Origin of the sequence: Citrobacter sp. RHB20-C16, from assembly GCF_013890155.1 — a bacterium.
Lineage (GTDB): Bacteria > Pseudomonadota > Gammaproteobacteria > Enterobacterales > Enterobacteriaceae > Citrobacter_A > Citrobacter_A amalonaticus.
This window is the reverse complement of sequence record NZ_CP057630.1, coordinates 3,390,533-3,409,745: the sequence shown is the minus strand read 5'-3', so window position 1 is coordinate 3,409,745 and position 19,213 is coordinate 3,390,533. Positions and strand designations below refer to the sequence as shown.

Annotated in this window: 15 protein-coding genes, 4 tRNA genes, 1 other RNA gene and 1 pseudogene; 7 read left to right on the top strand and 14 right to left on the bottom strand. The window is 51.2% G+C overall.

From position 1 onward, the window contains the following. Position 1: 1 nt before the first annotated feature. Positions 2-220, top strand: a complete 219-nt coding sequence (locus HVX64_RS16400) for a DUF3820 family protein (RefSeq protein ID WP_042317684.1) — start codon at positions 2-4, stop codon at positions 218-220. Here HVX64_RS16400 and HVX64_RS16395 read toward each other — a convergent pair. Then, positions 217-1,215, bottom strand: a complete 999-nt coding sequence (locus HVX64_RS16395) for a bile acid:sodium symporter family protein (RefSeq protein ID WP_044258387.1) — start codon at positions 1,213-1,215, stop codon at positions 217-219. The genes HVX64_RS16400 and HVX64_RS16395 overlap by 4 nt on opposite strands. An 89-nt stretch (positions 1,216-1,304) precedes the next feature. On the opposite strand from HVX64_RS16395, the gene HVX64_RS16390 reads away from it, so the two are divergent. Beyond that, positions 1,305-2,231: a LysR family transcriptional regulator gene (locus HVX64_RS16390; protein WP_044258390.1), complete on the top strand. Its 927-nt coding sequence runs from the start codon at positions 1,305-1,307 to the stop codon at positions 2,229-2,231. Here the strand turns inward: HVX64_RS16390 and HVX64_RS16385 are convergent. Further along, complete coding sequence (locus HVX64_RS16385; protein ID WP_042999915.1) at positions 2,222-2,563, bottom strand: FlxA-like family protein; 342 nt, start codon at positions 2,561-2,563, stop codon at positions 2,222-2,224. The genes HVX64_RS16390 and HVX64_RS16385 overlap by 10 nt on opposite strands. Before the next feature lie 236 nt (positions 2,564-2,799). Between HVX64_RS16385 and xapA the strand changes: the two genes are divergently transcribed. The 4 genes from xapA (at position 2,800) to HVX64_RS24150 (ending at position 6,864) form a co-directional block, all read left to right on the top strand. After that, entirely contained in the window at positions 2,800-3,633 is an 834-nt protein-coding gene (xapA, locus tag HVX64_RS16380; RefSeq protein ID WP_042999916.1) for a xanthosine phosphorylase, read from the top strand. A 61-nt stretch (positions 3,634-3,694) separates the two neighbouring features. Continuing rightward, positions 3,695-4,951, top strand: a complete 1,257-nt coding sequence (locus HVX64_RS16375) for a nucleoside permease (protein WP_042999917.1) — start codon at positions 3,695-3,697, stop codon at positions 4,949-4,951. Between the two features lie 98 nt (positions 4,952-5,049). Beyond that, positions 5,050-5,934: a LysR family transcriptional regulator gene (locus tag HVX64_RS16370; protein ID WP_044258396.1), complete on the top strand. Its 885-nt coding sequence runs from the start codon at positions 5,050-5,052 to the stop codon at positions 5,932-5,934. Between the two features lie 276 nt (positions 5,935-6,210). Next, positions 6,211-6,864: a hypothetical protein gene (locus HVX64_RS24150; RefSeq protein WP_228530457.1), complete on the top strand. Its 654-nt coding sequence runs from the start codon at positions 6,211-6,213 to the stop codon at positions 6,862-6,864. Positions 6,865-6,947: 83 nt separating this feature from the next. Here HVX64_RS24150 and HVX64_RS16360 read toward each other — a convergent pair whose 3' ends face one another. From HVX64_RS16360 to HVX64_RS16305, 12 genes and pseudogenes are all read right to left on the bottom strand, one after another. Continuing rightward, positions 6,948-7,178, bottom strand: coding sequence for a hypothetical protein (locus HVX64_RS16360; RefSeq protein ID WP_052443925.1), 231 nt, complete (start codon positions 7,176-7,178; stop codon positions 6,948-6,950). Further along, positions 7,172-7,411: a hypothetical protein gene (locus tag HVX64_RS16355; protein WP_052443926.1), complete on the bottom strand. Its 240-nt coding sequence runs from the start codon at positions 7,409-7,411 to the stop codon at positions 7,172-7,174. The genes HVX64_RS16360 and HVX64_RS16355 overlap by 7 nt, the downstream gene beginning before the upstream one ends. A gap of 48 nt (positions 7,412-7,459) precedes the next feature. Beyond that, the gene (locus HVX64_RS16350) at positions 7,460-7,870 is read right to left on the bottom strand and encodes a hypothetical protein (protein WP_156135252.1); all 411 of its coding nucleotides are present in this window, start codon (positions 7,868-7,870) and stop codon (positions 7,460-7,462) included. 142 nt (positions 7,871-8,012) lie between these two features. Then, the gene (locus tag HVX64_RS16345) at positions 8,013-8,981 is read right to left on the bottom strand and encodes a tetratricopeptide repeat protein (protein WP_044258397.1); all 969 of its coding nucleotides are present in this window, start codon (positions 8,979-8,981) and stop codon (positions 8,013-8,015) included. A gap of 62 nt (positions 8,982-9,043) precedes the next feature. Continuing rightward, positions 9,044-9,658 carry an RHS repeat-associated core domain-containing protein gene (locus HVX64_RS16340; RefSeq protein ID WP_082010099.1) on the bottom strand — a complete coding sequence of 205 codons (615 nt, stop codon included), beginning with the start codon at positions 9,656-9,658 and terminating at the stop codon, positions 9,044-9,046. Between the two features lie 1,020 nt (positions 9,659-10,678). Continuing rightward, a pseudogene (locus HVX64_RS16335) lies at positions 10,679-14,386 on the bottom strand (RHS element core protein); the annotation flags it as partial. A 70-nt stretch (positions 14,387-14,456) separates the two neighbouring features. After that, complete coding sequence (gene tssI, locus HVX64_RS16330; RefSeq protein WP_181825058.1) at positions 14,457-16,592, bottom strand: type VI secretion system tip protein TssI/VgrG; 2,136 nt, start codon at positions 16,590-16,592, stop codon at positions 14,457-14,459. 355 nt (positions 16,593-16,947) lie between these two features. Then, positions 16,948-17,074, bottom strand: a non-coding RNA gene (locus tag HVX64_RS16325) — RtT sRNA. Between the two features lie 31 nt (positions 17,075-17,105). Further along, positions 17,106-17,181 (bottom strand) — tRNA-Lys (locus tag HVX64_RS16320). A 4-nt stretch (positions 17,182-17,185) separates the two neighbouring features. After that, positions 17,186-17,261 (bottom strand) — tRNA-Val (locus tag HVX64_RS16315). Between the two features lie 41 nt (positions 17,262-17,302). Then, positions 17,303-17,378, bottom strand: a tRNA-Val gene (locus HVX64_RS16310). A 45-nt stretch (positions 17,379-17,423) separates the two neighbouring features. Continuing rightward, positions 17,424-17,499 (bottom strand) — tRNA-Val (locus HVX64_RS16305). Positions 17,500-17,757: 258 nt separating this feature from the next. Here HVX64_RS16305 and gltX point away from each other — a divergent pair. After that, positions 17,758-19,173 (top strand): glutamate--tRNA ligase, encoded by a 1,416-nt coding sequence (gene gltX, locus HVX64_RS16300; RefSeq protein ID WP_044258398.1) that lies wholly within the window; start codon positions 17,758-17,760, stop codon positions 19,171-19,173. Positions 19,174-19,213 lie beyond the last annotated feature (40 nt).

Sequence of the window (19,213 nt, the reverse complement as noted above, 5' to 3'; positions counted from 1 at the left end):
GATGGAGAAAGAGCAGCTCGTTGAGATTGCCAACACGGTGATGCCGTTTGGTAAATATAAAGGGCGTCGGCTGATCGATGTGCCGGAAGAGTATCTGCTGTGGTTTGCCCGCAAGGATGAGTTTCCGGCGGGTAAACTGGGCGAGCTGATGCAAATTACGCTGCTAATCAAAACCGAAGGGCTGAGCCAGCTGGTTCAGCCCCTGAAGCGCCCGCTTTAAGCTTTGGCGGCGCGGCTGTCCTGCCGCGCCTGTAACTGTTCGGTCTGGCGCTTATAGCGGCGAGCCAGTACTGCACAGACCATCAACTGAATCTGGTGGAAGATCATCAGCGGCAGCACCATCATCCCAATGACGGACGTCGGGAAAAGGATGTTGGCCATGGGGACGCCGTTTGCCAGACTCTTTTTCGACCCGCAGAAAACAATCGTGATTTCGTCGGCTTTGTTGAAGCCGCATTTGCGCGCCACAACGATGTTTACAGCAATCACGATGGCGAGCAACACGATGCTGACCACGACGATAAACAGCAGCGATCCCCAGCCCACTTTGTGCCAGATCCCGTTCACGACGGCTTCACTGAAGGCGGAATAAACCACCAGCAAAATTGACGTTTGATCGGTCTTCGCAATCCATTTTTTATTTCGTGCGACCCACTTGCCGATCCATGGGCGGGAAAGGTGCCCGAGCACAAATGGCAACAGCAGTTGCAGCATGATTTTCCCGACCTGCTCCAGACTGCCTTCTGCGCCGTGAATATTCATCACCAGACCAACCAACAGCGGGGAGAGGAAAATCCCCAGCAGGCTGGAGGCTGAGGCTGAGCAGACCGCCGCCGCAACGTTTCCTCCCGCCAGCGACGTAAAGGCAATCGCCGACTGTACCGTAGCGGGCAAAATGCACAGATACAGAAAGCCGGTGTACAGCATCGGATCAACGTTGACCGGCGCCCACCAGGCAAACAATACGCCGAGCACCGGGAACAGAATGAAGGTGCTGCACATCACCCACAGGTGTAACCGCCAGTGGCTGCCGCCCGCGATAATGGCTTCGCGTGAGAGCTTTGCCCCGTGCATAAAGAACAGGAGCGCGATGGCCGCGGTGGTGATGCCTTCAACAACAGGCACAAAATCTCCCTCAGCGGGGAAAAATGAGGCCAGCAGGACGACCGTAATCAGGGTCAGCGTAAACGGATCGAGGATACGAAAAATATTCATAAATACTCCAGGAATTCGGTGTCCTTATTTTGCGTTTTTCATTTTGAGAAATAAAATTGATTTATTGCATCTATATATGAATCGAATCGATGAATTATTCACTGCGTCAACTTCGGGTGTTTGTCACTGTAGCCCAGGAAAAAAGTTTTAGCCGTGCAGGCGAGTGCATTGGCCTGAGTCAGTCGGCAGTGAGCCACAGTATTAAAGAGCTAGAGCGCCAGACGGGCGTTAAACTGCTGGATCGCACGACGCGAGAAGTGGTGCTGACGGACGCCGGCCAACAACTGGCGGGTCGTCTGGAGCGACTGCTGGATGAGCTACACATCACGCTGCGTGAAGCGGGTAGGGTGGGCACGCAACTCACCGGTACGGTCCGCGTGGCGGCAAGCCAGACGATCTCCGCCCATCTCATTCCGCAGTGCATTGCGCAAAGCAACTTGCGCTATCCGGCGATCGACTTTGTCCTGCACGATCGACCGCAGCAGTGGGTACTGGAGAGTATCCGCCAGGGAGAAGTGGATTTTGGTATTGTGATTGATCCGGGGGCGGTGAGCGATCTGCAATGTGAAGCTGTGCTCTCCGAACCTTTTCTCCTGCTTTGCCATGAGTCACACTCGCTGGCGACACGGGAATGGGTGAACTGGCAGGATCTCCGGGAGGAACGGTTGGTCTTACAGGATTATGCATCGGGGAGTCGACCGCTCATTGACGCGGCGCTCGCGCACTTTGCGATAGAGGCCAATATTGTGCAGGAGATTGGTCATCCGGCGACGCTGTTTCCGATGGTAGAAGCAGGAATAGGTATTAGCATTTTGCCTGCGCTGGCGTTACCGCTGCCGCAGGGGAGCCACTTGCAGGTGAAGCGACTGACGCCGGTGGTGGAGCGGCAACTGATGCTGGCGCGTCGCAAGAATCGCTCGCTGTCGACAGCCGCCCAGGCGCTGTGGGAAGTGGTCCGCACCCAGGCGAATGCATTAACAAATTTACGTGCGCAGGATCCGCTTTATCAGATATAAACATCAATCTGATGGTCGTCGGAAGGATGATTAACGCCTTGCGCGTTTACCTGGGCTTGTTCCTGCTTTTGCTGAGCTTCTTCGGCCTGCTGGTGCTGTAACTGCGCCAGTTGTGCCTGCAACACTTTGATCTGTGTCTGGAGCATTTCTTGTTGTTTTTTCTTCTCTTCCGCGCTGCCAGTGCTATCCGGCACCTCTTTGAGCTTCTGCGTCAGTTGGGTGATTTTCTCCACAATCTGGGCGATCTGCGCGGCGGTACTGTTACCTGAAGCGGTTTTTGCGCTACTCCCGCCGCTTTGAACGGAAGGGGTTGAGACGTTGATGGTGGTCATCGTGGTTTCCTTTTGCCATTAAACCTACGATATCGGCATAGAAAGACAGACCTTCAGTGCATCCTCCTATTTCTGGCAGGGACAATTAGCCTTCATACGCGCCTGCCGGGCCCAGGATTGATATACATTTGCTATCGATCATCCGGGAAAACTGTATTGGTAATCGATTGCGTACTCTCGCTATAACCATTACCTCCCTCACTCAATGAGTGACTAGCTGATTATAAGGACATCTCATGACCGACTCCCACTTTTCCCAGAATCCCTGGAACAGCGCTGATATTATCCGCGGCTATAAACCTGACTTCACGCCGCGCGTCGCTTTTATCCTTGGATCGGGTTTAGGCGCGCTGGCTGAGCAGATAGAAGATGCGGTGGCGATCTCTTACGAGAAGCTGCCTGGGTTCCCGGTGAGTACCGTTCACGGGCATGCCGGTGAGTTAGTGCTCGGTCATCTGGCCGGGGTTCCGGTCGCCTGTATGAAAGGACGGGGGCACTTCTACGAGGGGCGCGGCATGACCGTGATGACCGACGCTATTCGCACAATGAAGCTACTGGGTTGCGAACTGCTGTTCTGCACCAATGCGGCGGGGTCTCTGCGTCCGGAAGTGGGGCCAGGGAGTCTGGTGGCGCTGAGTGACCATATCAACACCATGCCAGGAACGCCGATGGTTGGGCCGAACGATGAACGCTTTGGTGAGCGTTTCTTCTCGCTGGCGAATGCCTATGATGCCGATTATCGTGCGATTTTACAGACCGTAGCTGCCGACGAGGGTTTTACGCTGAGTGAAGGCGTATTTGTTTCTTATCCGGGACCTAACTTTGAGACGGCCGCAGAGATTCGCATGATGCAAATTATCGGCGGCGATGTGGTGGGGATGTCGGTGGTACCTGAAGTTATCACCGCCCGCCACTGCGGACTGAAAGTGGTTGCCGTGTCGGCGATCACCAATCTGGCGGAAGGGCTGGGGGATGTGAAACTCTCGCACGCGCAAACCCTGGCGGCGGCTGAACTTTCACGTCAGAACTTTATCGACCTGATTTGCGGGTTCCTGCGTAAACTGGCCTGAAACCGATAATAATGACCCCGCCAGCAGGCGGGGTTCGTACTCTACGGCAAGGAAGAAAAAAATGGGTATTGCGTCCCGATTAAAGATCATGTCGTTTATGCAATATTTTATCTGGGGAAGCTGGCTGGTGACCCTGGGTTCATACATGATTAACACCCTTCATTTTACCGGTGCCAACGTGGGTATGGTGTACAGCTCAAAAGGGCTGGCGGCGATTATTATGCCCGGCATTATGGGGATTATTGCGGACAAATGGCTGCGGGCAGAGCGTGCTTATATGCTTTGTCATCTGCTCTGTGCGGGCGCGCTGCTCTACGCGACGACGGTGACCGATCCGGACACCATGTTCTGGGTGATGTTGATCAACGCAATGGCCTTCATGCCGACGATTTCGCTTTCCAACAGTGTCTCATATTCCTGTCTGGCGCAATCAGGGCAGGATCCGGTGACGGCATTTCCGCCTATTCGCGTTTTTGGCACGATTGGTTTTATCGTTGCGATGTGGACCGTCAGCCTGATGGGCCTGGAGCTGAGCAATGCGCAACTGTACATTGCGTCTGGCGCATCGCTGCTACTGGCTGCCTACGCACTCACGCTGCCGAAAATTCCGGTCGCCGAGAAGAAAGCGAGCGCGTCGTTTGCCAGTAAGCTGGGGCTGGATGCGTTTGTGCTGTTTAAAAATCCGCGGATGGCGATTTTCTTTCTGTTTGCCATGATGCTGGGTGCAGTGCTGCAAATTACCAACGTTTTTGGTAACCCCTTCCTGCACGACTTTGCCCGCGATCCGCAGTTTGCCGACAGTTTTGTGGTGAAATACCCGTCCATCTTACTCTCTGTCTCGCAGATGGCGGAAGTCGGCTTTATTCTGACTATCCCGTTCTTCCTCAAACGCTTTGGCATCAAAACGGTCATGCTGATGAGCATGCTGGCGTGGACATTGCGCTTTGGCTTCTTTGCCTTTGGCGACCCGTCTCCACTCGGATTTGTTCTGCTGCTGATGTCGATGATCGTCTACGGTTGCGCATTCGATTTCTTCAACATTTCAGGCTCGGTCTTCGTTGAACAGGAAGTGGATTCGAAAATTCGTGCCAGTGCGCAGGGGCTGTTTATGACGATGGTCAATGGCGTCGGCGCGTGGGTTGGCTCCATCCTGAGCGGTATGGCGGTGGATTACTTCTCAGTGGATGGCGTGAAGGACTGGCAAACTATCTGGCTGGTCTTTGCGGCGTATGCCCTGGTGCTGGCGGTGATTTTTGCGCTGTGCTTTAAGTACAAGCATGAACCTGAAAAGCAGGCACAGCCCTCGCTGGCCCGTTAATCCCCCTTTGCGGCGGGCATATGTTGCCCGTCGTTCCTGTTCTGCGACGCAATGTGGTAATTTGGCGCATCAGTCCTCTCCTCAGGAGCGCATTACCCATGGAACGCACGCCTCGTATCGATCTCAAGTTACTGCGTTATTTTCTTGCTGTCGCCGAAGAGTTACATTTTGGACGCGCCGCCGCTCGTCTGAATATGTCGCAGCCTCCATTGAGTATTCATATTAAAGAGCTGGAACAGGAGCTCGGCACGCTGCTGTTTATCCGCCATTCGCGCAGCGTAGCGTTGACCCATGCAGGGAAAATCCTGATGGAAGAGTCACGACGTCTGCTTTCCAGCGCCAGCCAGGTGTTAGCACGCGTCGAACAGATCGGGCGCGGTGAGGCAGGGCGGATCGAACTGGGCGTGATCGGCACGGCGATGTGGGGAAAAATGCGCCCGGTAATGCGGAGATTCCTGAAGGACAATCCTAACGTTGAGGTGCTGTTTCGTGAAAATATGCCCGCGATGCAGATGGCCATGCTGGAGCGGCGTGAGCTTGATGCCGGTATCTGGCGAATGGCAACGGAACCGGCGCCTGGGTTTACCAGCCTGCGACTGCATGAATCCTCTTTTCTGGTGGCGATGCCGGAAGGTCATCCACTGACTGTGCGGGAGGCTGTACCATTAGAAGCCCTGCGTAACGAATATTTCGTCACCATGCCTTCCATTCACACTGACTGGGCATTCCTGCAACGCGTTTGCCAGAGTGCGGGGTTCTCTCCGATGATCATACGTGAAGTGATGGAACCGCAAACGGTACTGGCGATGATCAGTATGGGAATTGGCATTACGCTGATTGCCGACAGCTACGCGCAGATGAACTGGCCGGGTGTGGTGTTCCGTCCATTAGAAGAGCGTATTCCGGCTGATTTGTACATTGTGTATGACCAGCAACAGGCGACACCCGCACTGGAACACATGATTAATGCCTTAACGGCGTAACGGGTACATCGCGTACTTTTTTGCTTCAACGTACCCGAACCGACCCCCGTTGTGGTACCTGGACGTCTGCCAGTGGATCAATCATTGTATAGCATCACCAATTGATCCTATGCGGTTGATGGTGACGCTGGGAATATATGTTTGAACCAATTGCCGCAAGGATTATTCACAATTTCGGTAAATGAAAATGTAGCAATGTATATGCGGTAGGTGAAATTTAAATTTGTTCTTTTTTATTGAATTTTTCCGTTCGGGGCGTATGCTGAAGTAAAATAAATGGAGGTTGTAATGTGCGAAAGGATATTAAGGAACGCTTCTTTTGATCATGAAGGCACTATTCTGAGAGACTGTCAGGAACGATGCACAGAGCCAGGGTTATCTTCTGGGTCTGATTCTGTATTATTCAGGCCATTAACCTCCGGAGAGTTAAAGCTGGCGCAAACTCTATTTAAGAATATCATCAACTACTACAGAGTAAAAATATATTGTGACCACAATCATTCAAGGTATCAATCTAAAGTAATAACCAATACCAGAAATGGTGAGATTCTTTTGAGTGTAAACGAGTATAAATCTGATTTTTCAGCCGATTATACAAACTACCATGATTCTGTAAAATATCCTCATTTGTTTATATTTGCCATGTCTTTTGTCTGGCAATATTATCGGCATGACTCTTCTTTTCATGATAATACCTATGCATCAACACGCTGGGATTCATATCATCTTGATGAGCCTCATTTTATTTTTTACTCTATGGAGCAACAGGCGGCAATGATTGCTGACTACTGGTTATTAAAAAAGTATGGATTTACGGAATATGAAAAGTTAAGCAGATATAAAAAATATGAGCAATTTAATTTTAATATAAGAAAGAAGTTATTGGATAAATACGAATCTATTTTATGGATGCATATTCAAACTGCGTAATCTTCCTGGCAATTTAATAGGCATTTTGTTGGGGTTATTACCTTTCTTGTATGCATCCTTACCAAAACGTTCGAAAAACACCCTTATAGTTTTATTACTTTTCCACGCTTGCCACCGTCATCAATAAAATACGTTCCTAAACGCAATTTATCACTATCATCCTTTCTCATTAGAGCAAACTCCTCTACTAATGAATAATGTGTATAGGTTGAGCGATAAGTAAGCATCACCACATTAGAATTAATAACATTACTGGATATTAAATCAGACTTTATGAAATCGCCTAAGATTTCTTTTTTTCTCCTCATTAACATAAAAAAACTTCTTTGCTTGTAATTTTCGGGAAATCATTAGTTCCATTTGCATACATATTAGAGAAATCATTTTTATTATATAAGCTTTGAATGTAAACAACCTCTTGCTGAGCCTCGTTTCTTACTTCCGCATCACTCCGTATAAAAGAATGCGTTACAAGTCTTTCTATAAATACGACAAGTACAGCAAAAAAGAACGCTACCGCAATCAATATGCATTTCTTGCTCTTCATTTAATTACCCCAACAATTCTGTCACGCATCGAGAAATTTGAGAACACGTTAACTCCCACCAAAAACACCTAACCCAGGACCAGTGCTGAGTGCTCCTGAATAATTGCCAGCCGAATCCTTTGTTCCTGAACCAGAAAATTTACCCAATAATCTTCCTGAATGTATAATCCCTTTCGACTTGGTTTCTCCAGGAAATATACCACCACCAGAAATAGTCCCTGATATTGATAGCCCACCAGCAATTCCTACTCCGCTGTGCTCACAAAGAATATAGTACGCACAAATGTCACTATTTCCTGATGCCCTATTATTTGTCCCAATTGATATTTCAGTAGCAAAACTTCCTCCGCTAAATGTATCCAAAGAACCGCCAATATCAACTGAAAGAGAACAAGTTGGTGGTAAATATGTTGGCCCATTAGCTACGTCTATTGAAGCAGCAGAATTATCGTAAGACATTTGACCTTCCGATGCGGCATTGGCAGCGGAATCTGCCCATCAAGGTAGAAACAGACTTTAATATCATCATTATTATCATAATATTAAACGCCACTCGACATTCTTGAAAAATTAATTGCCTGACCCCATTCCCCCCCTCTTGTTAAGGATATCTACATTCTGTTTGAGATTTATAGGTATCATCCTCGATCGGAGAGGAACGATATTTTTGGCTATACCCTGCGGCCATTTTTTTTGCTTCGATGAGTTCTTCATTACTCATTTTTTTGGTAAGAAAATCAAGTTCATGTTGAGTACTTAAAGAACCATTAATATACGCAACATAATACCATGCGTAGGCTTTTTTATAATCTATCGGCGCTTCTCCATTATTTTCAGTATAAAATGACCCAAGATTAATCTGTGCCTGGACATACCCCTGGCATGCTGAAGCTTCGACCAGAGGTAAAACTTTATCCCGATCTTTCGAATGGAGTCCTAATCCTTTGCCATAAAAAGCCCCCAGTGAATTTCTTGCACTCATAGAACCAAGAGCAACAGCTTTAAGATACCATTTCTCAGCATCAATATTATTTTTTTCAACCCCTAAACCGTTAGCATAAATTTGCCCCAGGTTGTTCATTGCATTGGTATCATTTTTTTCTGCAGCCTTTAATAGCCATTTTTTTGCTTCTGGATAATTTTTTTGTACGTTGGGGTTTGCGAGATACAGTGTGCCAAGATTCACTTGGGCCTTTGTCATGCCTTGCTCCGCTGCTTTTTTATACCACTTTATCGCTTGTTGGGGATCACTTAAAGTGCCCCAACCATTCTCATAGTAAAGGCCAAGGTTAAATTGTGCCTGTGCATAACCTTGCATCGCCGCCTTATTATACCAGTAGAGCGCTTTTGCGTAATTTTGACTTATACCATCACCATTTCCATAAGCAACTCCCAAATCTGTTTGAGCCTCCATATTTCCACTTTTTGCTAACTTGGTTAGATATGATATATCAACCGCCCTTTTTCTTTCTTTTAGATTCAAGTTTTTATTTAAGTAATGGAAACAAGAAATAATTAGTAAGAATGTTAGGGTTAATGTGATTTTTATTATCAATTTGTTTTTTTTCATGTTACTGTGACACCTTTATAAGTAAGATGAATGAATTTTCACTATATTATAATAAATAATGACTATTGTTTTTGTTCATAGGATAAAAGTGTATCAATAAGATAATCTGATACCTTATTTTGAAACTTGCTACTTCCTTTATTTATAATGCTTTTCCCGCAGATCAACGCTAAATTCTTTGGATTTCTTTCACCATCTTTTATCATAGAATTAGCCACGTTTTCGATACATGCTGAACCTTTTTCTGCTACGGTCGCCACTCCGAAACTCATACCAGCCATAGCAATGACGGCTGAACCTTCTGATATCCCGAGTACATATTCAGATAGCGGATTGTAGGCATTATGCATTGTTTCCATGTTATGTATCACTCCCGCTGCATCACCCGGTGACAGATGGGTTACAGCTGAACTTGCCTGCTGGCAATAATTGCTAAACCCATTACCAAAATCTCCTATTCCGTTTAAACCTAAAGGATCTCTATATGCGACAGGATTTAACGGATATTGATACAGATTCCACCCGCCTTCCAACCCAATCGGATCCTGCGTGATATACCTTCCCTGTAACGGGTCGTAGTACCGGTGCCGGTTATAGTACAGTCCGGTCTCTTTATCCCATTGCTGTCCCGGCAGGCGGATGAGCTGTTGCAGATTCTCCGGGTTATCTTTTAGCAATAGGTTCCCACGCTCATCAAATTCTGCGAACGAATGATTAGCTGCACTTCCCTATAGGCGCAGTGGAGTTTTTTACTAACTTAACTCTGCCAGGCCAATTTGAACAATCAGCCTGGACTTTCTTTATCCTCATTTCTTACTTTTCGAATGTCGAAGTTTTCTTACTATTAGTGTGCATCCTCCTCCAATCCCACCTAAAGCAGCGCCAGTTGATATGCCTTCAAGAAGCAAAATATAGTCATTTGGTCCTACGCCTGAAAGTAAAAAAGTATACATAACACCTAAAGCTACGACTAATGAAGAATGAAATATACTTTTTTTTGTATTAAATGGCCAGCAATGCAACCACACCAAAATAACATGGAGTAAGCTATTGCATTTGAAATTTTTATTAGCCAGATGTTTTGGAAAGAATCATTAAAAATATACCACATAATAATTCTAAAAGAGTTCCTCATAAATGCAATTAGATTTATACATATGATATAAGAAAGTGTCAATCCTATTCGTGATGGCAATTCAGAAATCTTGTTTATATATTTATTCATTATGGTTTTACTCAGTCTCTCCGCATAATTTATTCCCTAACTCTGGGGTCGCAACTGTATCCATGAAGCATTCATAACCATTTTTTGAACCGCACGTTAATGCCCTTGAATGAGCTTTTACGAGATTCTCAATGCAATCTGCAGCGGTGTTTACAGGAGCTGATTTACTTCCAATATTTTCGCTAGGGTCAGGTATCCCTTTCCCTGCTTCAATTTCATTCAACGGAAACAAACCGGTTTGAAAAACTTTTGCAGCAACAGACTTTGTGTTATCAAATTGATCCTTACACATTGCATACACATTTATATAATTAGTCCCGAGATGATTACTTCCTTTAACCACATTCCATTCGGAAAATTCCCATTCGGATATAGGTTTTGCAATTGGACCTTCGGCTTCACCTGCTGCATGATTATAAGCCTCTTTCATACCTGGCTGGCTGAGCCAATTGCCTAATCCATCCCAGCCAGATAACCCTAAAGGATCTATTATTTGTATCGGATCCAGCGGATATTGATACAGATTCCACCCTCCCGCTAACCCAATCGGGTCCTGCGTGATATATCTTCCCTGTGCTGGGTCGTAATACCGGTGCCGGTTATAGTACAACCCCGTCTCTTTATCCCACTGCTGCCCCGGCAGACGGATGAGCTGTTCCAGGTTATACGGGTTATCTTCCCGCAGGATATTCCCCCATTCATCAAACTCTGCGCGCCACGCAATGGCCCCGTTAACGTCAATCAGTGCCAGCGGCAGGCCCCGGTGGTCGCAGTGGTACAGGTGGATTTTTCTTACCGGTATATATATCGGCTCCAGCTGATTTTTCATCTGCTCCGGCGTCAGGCCGCACTGTGCCAGCCACGTCCGGCTGGCTTCGCTGAGTTCCCCGCGCCGTAGTTCCGCTTCCAGATTATCCACCATCGCCACCAGTTCCGGCGGGAAGGTCACGTTTGCTTCCTGCTGAAATTTCTCCGCCAGCGTGCGGCGGGTGGCTCTGGTCAGTTCTCCGGTTGCCGTTTCAATACGGATGAGCGGCGTGAAGCTTCCCGGCAGGTACACCGTCTGGATGCGGGTTTTGTCCGTCTGCGTGGTGGTCAGCCGGTCGCCATCCCAGGCGTACCACACGGTTTCCTGCAGTGCCGGCTGTGAACACGAGCCATCGTGAAATACCGTACATGCCCACACCCGTTTGCTGACGCGGCGGCCCGGCGGGTCGTAAAGATAGCGGCTTTCCGTCAGCACGTTGCCCTGTTGCATCCGGCGGTAGTGCGTCAGCCGGTGCTGGTTATCATAGCGGTAATGATGCACGACGCTGCCGTGCGGGCGTATCCGGCGCTCGTCTTTCTCTGTCAGCCTGCCGTGTTCGTCATAATGATAAAAGTTCTCCACATCCTGGGTGATGTGGTTATCCGGGAAGCGTTCCGGCAGCATCGGGTATTTATCCTGCTGCGCTGTCCGGTTGCCCGCCGGGTCGGTGAACGTCCACTGCGCCAGGTCGTGGTGGGGCGATGTGATATGTGTACAGAGCAACCTTCCGGCGTCGCCGTACTGATAATCCCGCTGCTCATGCTGCCCGCGGATGTGAACAAGCTGCCCGCCGCTGTTCCAGGTGTAGTCGCGGTTAAGCTGAAGAATGCTGAGGTGATGGCTCTGTAGCTGACCGCCCGGCGTGTATGCCGTGGTCAGGTCGTATTCGCCGAAGCGGCGCTGCGTTTCCCGGTGCAGGCGGTCGCGGGTGAACTCAACCAGCGGCGTGTCGCCGAGCTTCATGCCGGCCAGATACCCGCTGCCATACGTGAGCCACGCCACCGGGGGAAGGGCGTCCGGTGTCACGCGGTCCGGCAGTCCCTTGGCGCTGTAATCGTGCCGGGTGGCGTGCTGCCACAGCAGCTCTCCCGTTTCGGGATGCTGCACCGTCTGGCGTTCAAGGTTCATCCGTCCCTGTTTATCGTACTCATACTGCACGGCGACGCGGTGGCCGTCGCTGAGATGGCTGACTTCGGCCAGCCAGCCACGCTCGTTGTACTGCCAGCGTTCTGCCTCTTCGTCATTCACCGTTCGGTATGTCAGCCGGTCTGACGCATCGTAATGCCACAGGGTGATGAGGCTTTCGTCCTCACTGCGGATAAGCTGCCCGGTAATACCGTACTGATAACGCTGCGTCCTGCCGTCAAAGCCCGTTTCCTGCACCAGCCTGTCCAGCACATCATAAGCGAAGGTGGTGTGGCTGCCGTTTTCGTTGGTCAGTTGCGTCACACGGCCTGCGGCGTCGTATGCCATCTGCCGGGTCAGGCCGCCAGTGGTGGTGCTCACCGGGTGTCCAGCGGCATCATACTCTGTGGTCTGCCTGCTGCCGTCCGGGTGGAGCACGACCATCAGGTCGCCCGCGATGCTGTACTCATAGCGGGTTTCGTGGCCCTGTGCATTTTTCTGGCTGACCAGTCTGCCCCGGTCATCGTAAGCACGGTACTGGCTGAGGCCTTCTTCCTGATGAAGGGCAGTGACCTGACCGAAGCGGTCATATTCGTAACGGGTCTGGTAGCCTGAGCAGTCGGTGAAGCTCAGCAACTGCCCGTAGCGGCTCCACGTCATCTGTTTCCGGCTGCCGGTGGCATCTTCGCTGGCGGACGGGTATTCGCTGTGCGGGTTGTCATAAAACCAGCGGGTGGTGCTGCCGTCGCGCAGGGTGTCGGCGATGAGTCTGCCCTGAATGTCGTATTCCTGCCGGCTTTGCAGGCCGTCCGGGTATACGGTGTCCGTCAACTGGCGCTGGCTGTTGTAATAAAATTCAGTACGCCTGCCGTCTGGCGCGACGATTTCTTTTAACTGGCCGGAGCCGGGACTCAGGCGGTATTCCGTCTTACGGCCCGCCGCATCGGTCTGTGCAATAAGTCTCCCTGCCGGGTCGTATTCACTGTGAATGGCGCTGCCATCGGAGCGTTCCTGTTTCACTACCCGCTTCAGCCCGCCTTCGCCTTCGGTGTAAAGCACCTCCCGGCGGTTCAGGCTGTCGGTGATAATGACGCGGTTCTGTTCATACGAGTAGGTATAGCTTAAGCCTTCCGGGTTACGCTGTTCCGTTACCCGCCCGGCGATGTCATAGCGATAGCGTATCTCTGGTCTGCCCGCATAACGGTGTGCCACCATGCTTCCCGGATGCGGCGGGTCATACGTAAAATGGCGTACTGCCGTGCCGCTGCGGTCGTATACCGTTGCCAGTTCGCCACGCGGGGAATAGTCGTATCGCGCCAGCGGCGCGGCGGGCAGAGTGTCCGGGTATTCCGGGTCGTGGGTCAGCCATACTTCTGCCAGACGAAGGCCGTTGTCCGTGTCGTACGCGGTGGCGGGCAGAGCATCCGGGAAGGGAAGGGGTTTTGTGCCACTGGCGGTTACCTGCTTCCGGTACTGTGCGGCCCGCTGCGCCTGCGTGGTCAGCACCAGCCGGAAGCGGCGGCCTGCGCCGTCGGTCACGGCGGTGATATTCCCGGCAAATTCCCCGTCTGCGTCCCGGTGAAAGGTTTGTGTGCGCCCGAAACGGTCAGCCAGCCCGGTCAGCGTCCGGTACGGCGGCAGCGGGGCGGGCAGAACTTCATCCGCTCCCGGTACGCGCGCAGACCAGCCCAGTATCCACCACGGTCCCTGAACGCTGCTGGTCGCCAGATACAGGTGTGGACTGGTGCGAATGTCTTCCGGCAACGACTGCCACAGTGTGTGCAGCGGATTGCTTTCATGCAGCACCGGCACGCCGCCCCGCGCCAGCCAGAGCGATTCGCTGCGGCTGAAGGCCGTTTCACCGGGAAACAGCGGCTCGAAATGAATACTGCGCCCGCCGTGGTCGTTGAGTATCAGTTCTTCATCACGAAGCTGTAAGCGGATATCGAAGGGGGCTTTCCAGCCGGGGCCGAAGATGCTCACCGGTGCAGGCGTTTTCGTCCGGTAGCTGTTGTAAGTCCTCGAGAGCACAAACGGTAACGGACCCGGCAGGGCGAAATCGGTTTCACCGGGCTGCACCTTTGCACCCAGCAACGGATTGACCGGGTTACCGGAAGTCATCCCTCCCGGGCAGACCGAGCAGGCCACGCCTGTTGGCGCGCCAATCATCACGCCCGCCGAGCCCTGGACAATGCTACCGCCCGTCTGCGTCATGTCGCCCTGACGCGCCGCCGGTTTTCCGCTCATAGACAAATCCTTCTGAAATGCTGAATGTACTGTTATCGTTTTACATAAACGCAAATGCGCAGCCGTTGACTCAGTACTTACGCATATCCGGCGGCTGACTGCTGCTTTCTTCCGGCACCTTCGGCGGGTCTTCCGGCACCTTCGGCGGGTCTTCCGCTGCGCCGCAGTTCCAGTTAATCATCAGCGCGTCGCCACTGAGTGTTTGCACGCCCTGAAGATTAATAGCCGTGCCGTTAAGGAAGATTTTGCCGTCCTGCGTCAGCACCAGGCGCGCCTGTCCACAACGCAACTCCAGATGTTCTCCGGCAGAGTACACCGCCACCTTTCCGGCGCTTTCTGTCCGGGTTTTGCCTACCGTGAAGCTGACGTTTTCCCCCACGCTGACGTCATACCCTTTGCCAACCAGCAGGGATTTCTGAATACCGATCTGTGAGGACTGCATCAGCGCCACCGAGGTGTTCATCACTCCACCCACCGTAGTCTGGTATGCCACCCCCACGCTCAGGGCGCGGACAATCCCCACCGTTTCCGCCTGATTCATGCCCACGGTGACACTCTGATTCTGGCCCACGGTCTCTTTCTGGTTCTGCACCACTGTCTGTATCTGGTTTTGCTTCACGGTGATAAGCTGATTACCGCCGATCGTTTCCCGGTGGTTTGCCGTCACGTCAGTGGTGCGGTTATTCAGAACATCGGTGTCCATGTCTTTCTGCGCATGGATATACACCTGCTCCTGCCCGGTCGCATCCTCAAAACGCAGTTCATTAAACCCGCCGCCCTTATAGGTTTTTGAGCGAATGGTCATCTGTGTTTTCGTGCCGGGCAGGCTGCCCGGGGAGCGGTTATCGTCGTGATAGGTACGGCCCATAATGATGGGCTGGTCGGGGTCGCCATTGAGAAAGTCCACGATGACCTCCTGGCCCACGCGCGGAATGGCCAGATTGCCGAACCCGGCACCCGCCCACGCCTGCGACACCCTTATCCAGCAGGAACTGTCCTCATTGCTCTGATGATAACGGTCCCAATGAAAGCGCACCCGCACACGACCATGCTCATCGCAGAAGATTTCTTCGCCCGGCGGCCCGGTGACGATAGCGCTTTGTGGACCATCCACTTTTGGCTTTATCAACGGCTGCGGTCGCCAGGTTCTGTCGGCTGGGATCACTTCAAACTGATTATTCAGCGTGGTGCCCATACCCTGTCCGCCTTTCATCGCCTGTGGCTGTTTTCCCGTCAGAACGCTGCTGACAACCTGCCACTTTTGGTTAAGCGTGTTTACCGGATGCCCGGTAAGTGTGAAGGTTGTGCCCGGCCACAGTAGGGGAGAGTTGCTGATACAGGCGGCGGTTTCCGCATTGTTACGCCAGCCCTCTATCTGGTAGCGGGCGAAATCCTGCCCGTGTTGTTCATCCTTAAAACGCCCCGGCCAGTCAAAGACTTCATACTGCTTCCTCTGTCCGTTCAGATTTTCACCAGAATGTCCGTAATACCCGGGCCACTGCGGCATTTTAAAGGTGTAGTCCTGAGTTTCTACGGAAGAGGGGCGGATTTGCGCCTGGTAACTGAAGGTACTGACACTCGGAATGGTAATTTCTAATGAACAGTTTGGATTGAATGGCAGTTCACCGGCATCGGATAATCCGGCAACGTTATCGCATAGCGTCAGTGTCTGCGCCGGGCTGTCAGCAGCAAAACGATCAAAAAAGAAAATACCTTCCTCTGACCACAGCCTGGTAAGAAACGTAAGGTCCGTCTCACCATACTGAACGCAGAATTCTCGCGCCGGGTGGTCTTCATAAAACCAGGGCTTCCAGTCAGTAATGCCGTTCTCCTCCAACAAGGTGGCGGAAATGGTCTGAATGTCCTGTTGCTGGAAGATGCGAAAATTCTGGCGCAGACCGCTGCGCCAGAGGGGAGGAGTGATGGTTAGGCTGTAGCACATCTGCCAGCCGTTGTACTCTTTCATCCCAAACCGGGTAACGATACCGCTGACATAGCGCTGAGGAGTATTGCCCTGCCAGATAGTCAGGGTGGCATTTTTCTCCAGTAGCTTTTCTGCGGTCTCTCCGAAAGAATCGCTGGCAACATCAATATCCAGCACAAACGGAAATGAGTGGCGCTGCCTTAACACAAAATTCACCACGGCGAAGGTTTTTTGCCCCAGTCCGTCCACGTCCAGCGTAAAACGCAGTCCTTTCAAAGACACAACGACCTCCCCTGATGCAGATAAAAGTATCCTGCGGGAACCGATAGTGCGGCGGAGGATAAAGCGAACCTGACGACACAATACCGAACAGAATAATAACTACTGTTATTGTATGAAACGGAATACTCTCTTTCGGGGCTGTTTTTTTTGATGGATATCAATGGAATGGACAGACGGGGAAAGTATTTTCCCGAAACGGGCTATATTTTGCGCTATTTATTTTTATTCTGAATTTATATTATTTTTAATATTTACAGCGTGCTTGATTTGGCATGAAATTCCCCAGACTCGGTACAGGCTCGAATCTGACAAACAGTACATAGCAAAAAGGCGCCTTTAGGGCGCCTTTTTACATTGGTGGGTCGTGCAGGATGACTCGGCTTCGCCTCGCCCTTCGGGCCGTCGCCGCCAGCGGCTCCGTTGTCTCACTGCGTGAGACTCGAACCTGTAGCAGGTTCTCATCCTGACGATTTTCGCATAGCAAAAAGGCGCCTTTAGGGCGCCTTTCTACATTGGTGGGTCGTGCAGGATTCGAACCTGCGACCAATTGATTAAAAGTCAACTGCTCTACCAACTGAGCTAACGACCCGAAGTGGTGGGTGATGACGGGATCGAACCGCCGACCCCCTCCTTGTAAGGGAGGTGCTCTCCCAGCTGAGCTAATCACCCACTTCGGTACTTCACAATAAGAAATTTAGCTGGCGAGAAAGTGGTGGGTGATGACGGGATCGAACCGCCGACCCCCTCCTTGTAAGGGAGGTGCTCTCCCAGCTGAGCTAATCACCCACTTCTCAATTTCTTATCGACACGGCGGAGACTACATAAAGTAGTTGGTGGGTGATGACGGGATCGAACCGCCGACCCCCTCCTTGTAAGGGAGGTGCTCTCCCAGCTGAGCTAATCACCCCCGCTGTGTGGAGTCGCATTATAGGGAGAGTTGAAAATGAGTCAACGCATTTTCTAAAGAAATTGTTTGTTCGTCGTAATTTTAAGCAAAACGATCGTGAAACGGTCTCTGGCGCATGATTTCTAAACAAAAAGGGTTCTGTACGGCGTTTACCCGGTAACAACATTGAGGATTTACTTCACAGTGATAGAATATCGGCCATTCCATTTTTCCCGGATTTGCCGGTTGTCGGCATCTTTATAAACGTAAGGCCATTTCATGAAAATCAAAACTCGCTTCGCGCCAAGCCCGACAGGCTATCTGCACGTCGGTGGTGCGCGTACTGCTCTCTATTCCTGGCTTTTTGCACGTAATCACGGCGGTGAGTTTGTGCTGCGTATTGAAGACACCGATCTCGAACGTTCCACGCCGGAAGCTATCGAAGCCATTATGGACGGTATGAACTGGCTGAGCCTGGAATGGGACGAAGGTCCGTACTTCCAGACTAAACGTTTCGATCGTTATAACGCAGTGATTGATGAGATGCTGGAAGCGGGCACGGCCTATAAATGTTACTGCTCCAAAGAACGCCTGGACGCACTGCGTGAAGAGCAGATGGCGAAGGGTGAAAAGCCGCGCTACGACGGTCGTTGCCGTCATGGTCATGAACATCACGCTGATGATGAGCCTTGCGTTGTCCGTTTTGCCAACCCGCAGGACGGCTCTGTCATTTTTGACGACCAGATCCGTGGCCCGATCGAATTCAGCAATCAGGAGCTGGACGATCTGATCATCCGCCGCACCGACGGTTCCCCAACCTATAACTTTTGTGTAGTGGTGGACGACTGGGATATGGAGATCACCCACGTCATTCGTGGTGAAGACCATATCAACAATACCCCGCGCCAGATCAACATTCTGAAAGCGCTGAACGCGCCGGTGCCGGTGTACGCCCACGTCTCTATGATCAACGGCGACGACGGTAAAAAACTGTCCAAACGTCACGGCGCGGTGAGTGTGATGCAGTATCGTGATGACGGCTATCTGCCGGAAGCGCTGCTGAACTACCTGGTGCGTTTGGGCTGGTCCAGCGGCGATCAGGAGATCTTCACCCGTGAAGAGATGATCAAGCTGTTCTCCCTTGGAGCGGTCAGCAAATCCGCCAGTGCGTTCAACACGGAAAAACTGCAGTGGCTGAACCATCACTACATTAACTCGCTGGCGCCGGAGTATGTGGCAACGCATCTGCAGTGGCACATCGAGCAGGAAAACATCGATACCCGTAACGGCCCGGAGTTGGCTGAACTGGTGAAACTGCTGGGCGAGCGTTGCAAAACACTGAAAGAGATGGCGCAGAGCTGCCGTTACTTCTACGAAGACTTTGCCGAGTTTGATGCCGATGCCGCGAAGAAACACCTGCGTCCGGTGGCGCGTCAGCCGCTGGAAGTGGTGCGTGACAAACTGGCAGCCATTACCGAGTGGACGGCTGAAAACGTGCATCACGCGATTCAGGCTACTGCTGATGAGCTGGAAGTGGGGATGGGTAAAGTCGGTATGCCGTTACGTGTGGCGGTAACCGGTGCGGGTCAGTCTCCTGGCTTAGACGTAACGGTGCACGCGATTGGAAAAACTCGCAGCATTGAGCGCATCAATAAAGCTCTGGCTTTTATTGCGGAGCGTGAAGCGCAACAGTAAGCGATCGCCGCATTAATGAAACGGCAGGGGAGACTCTGCC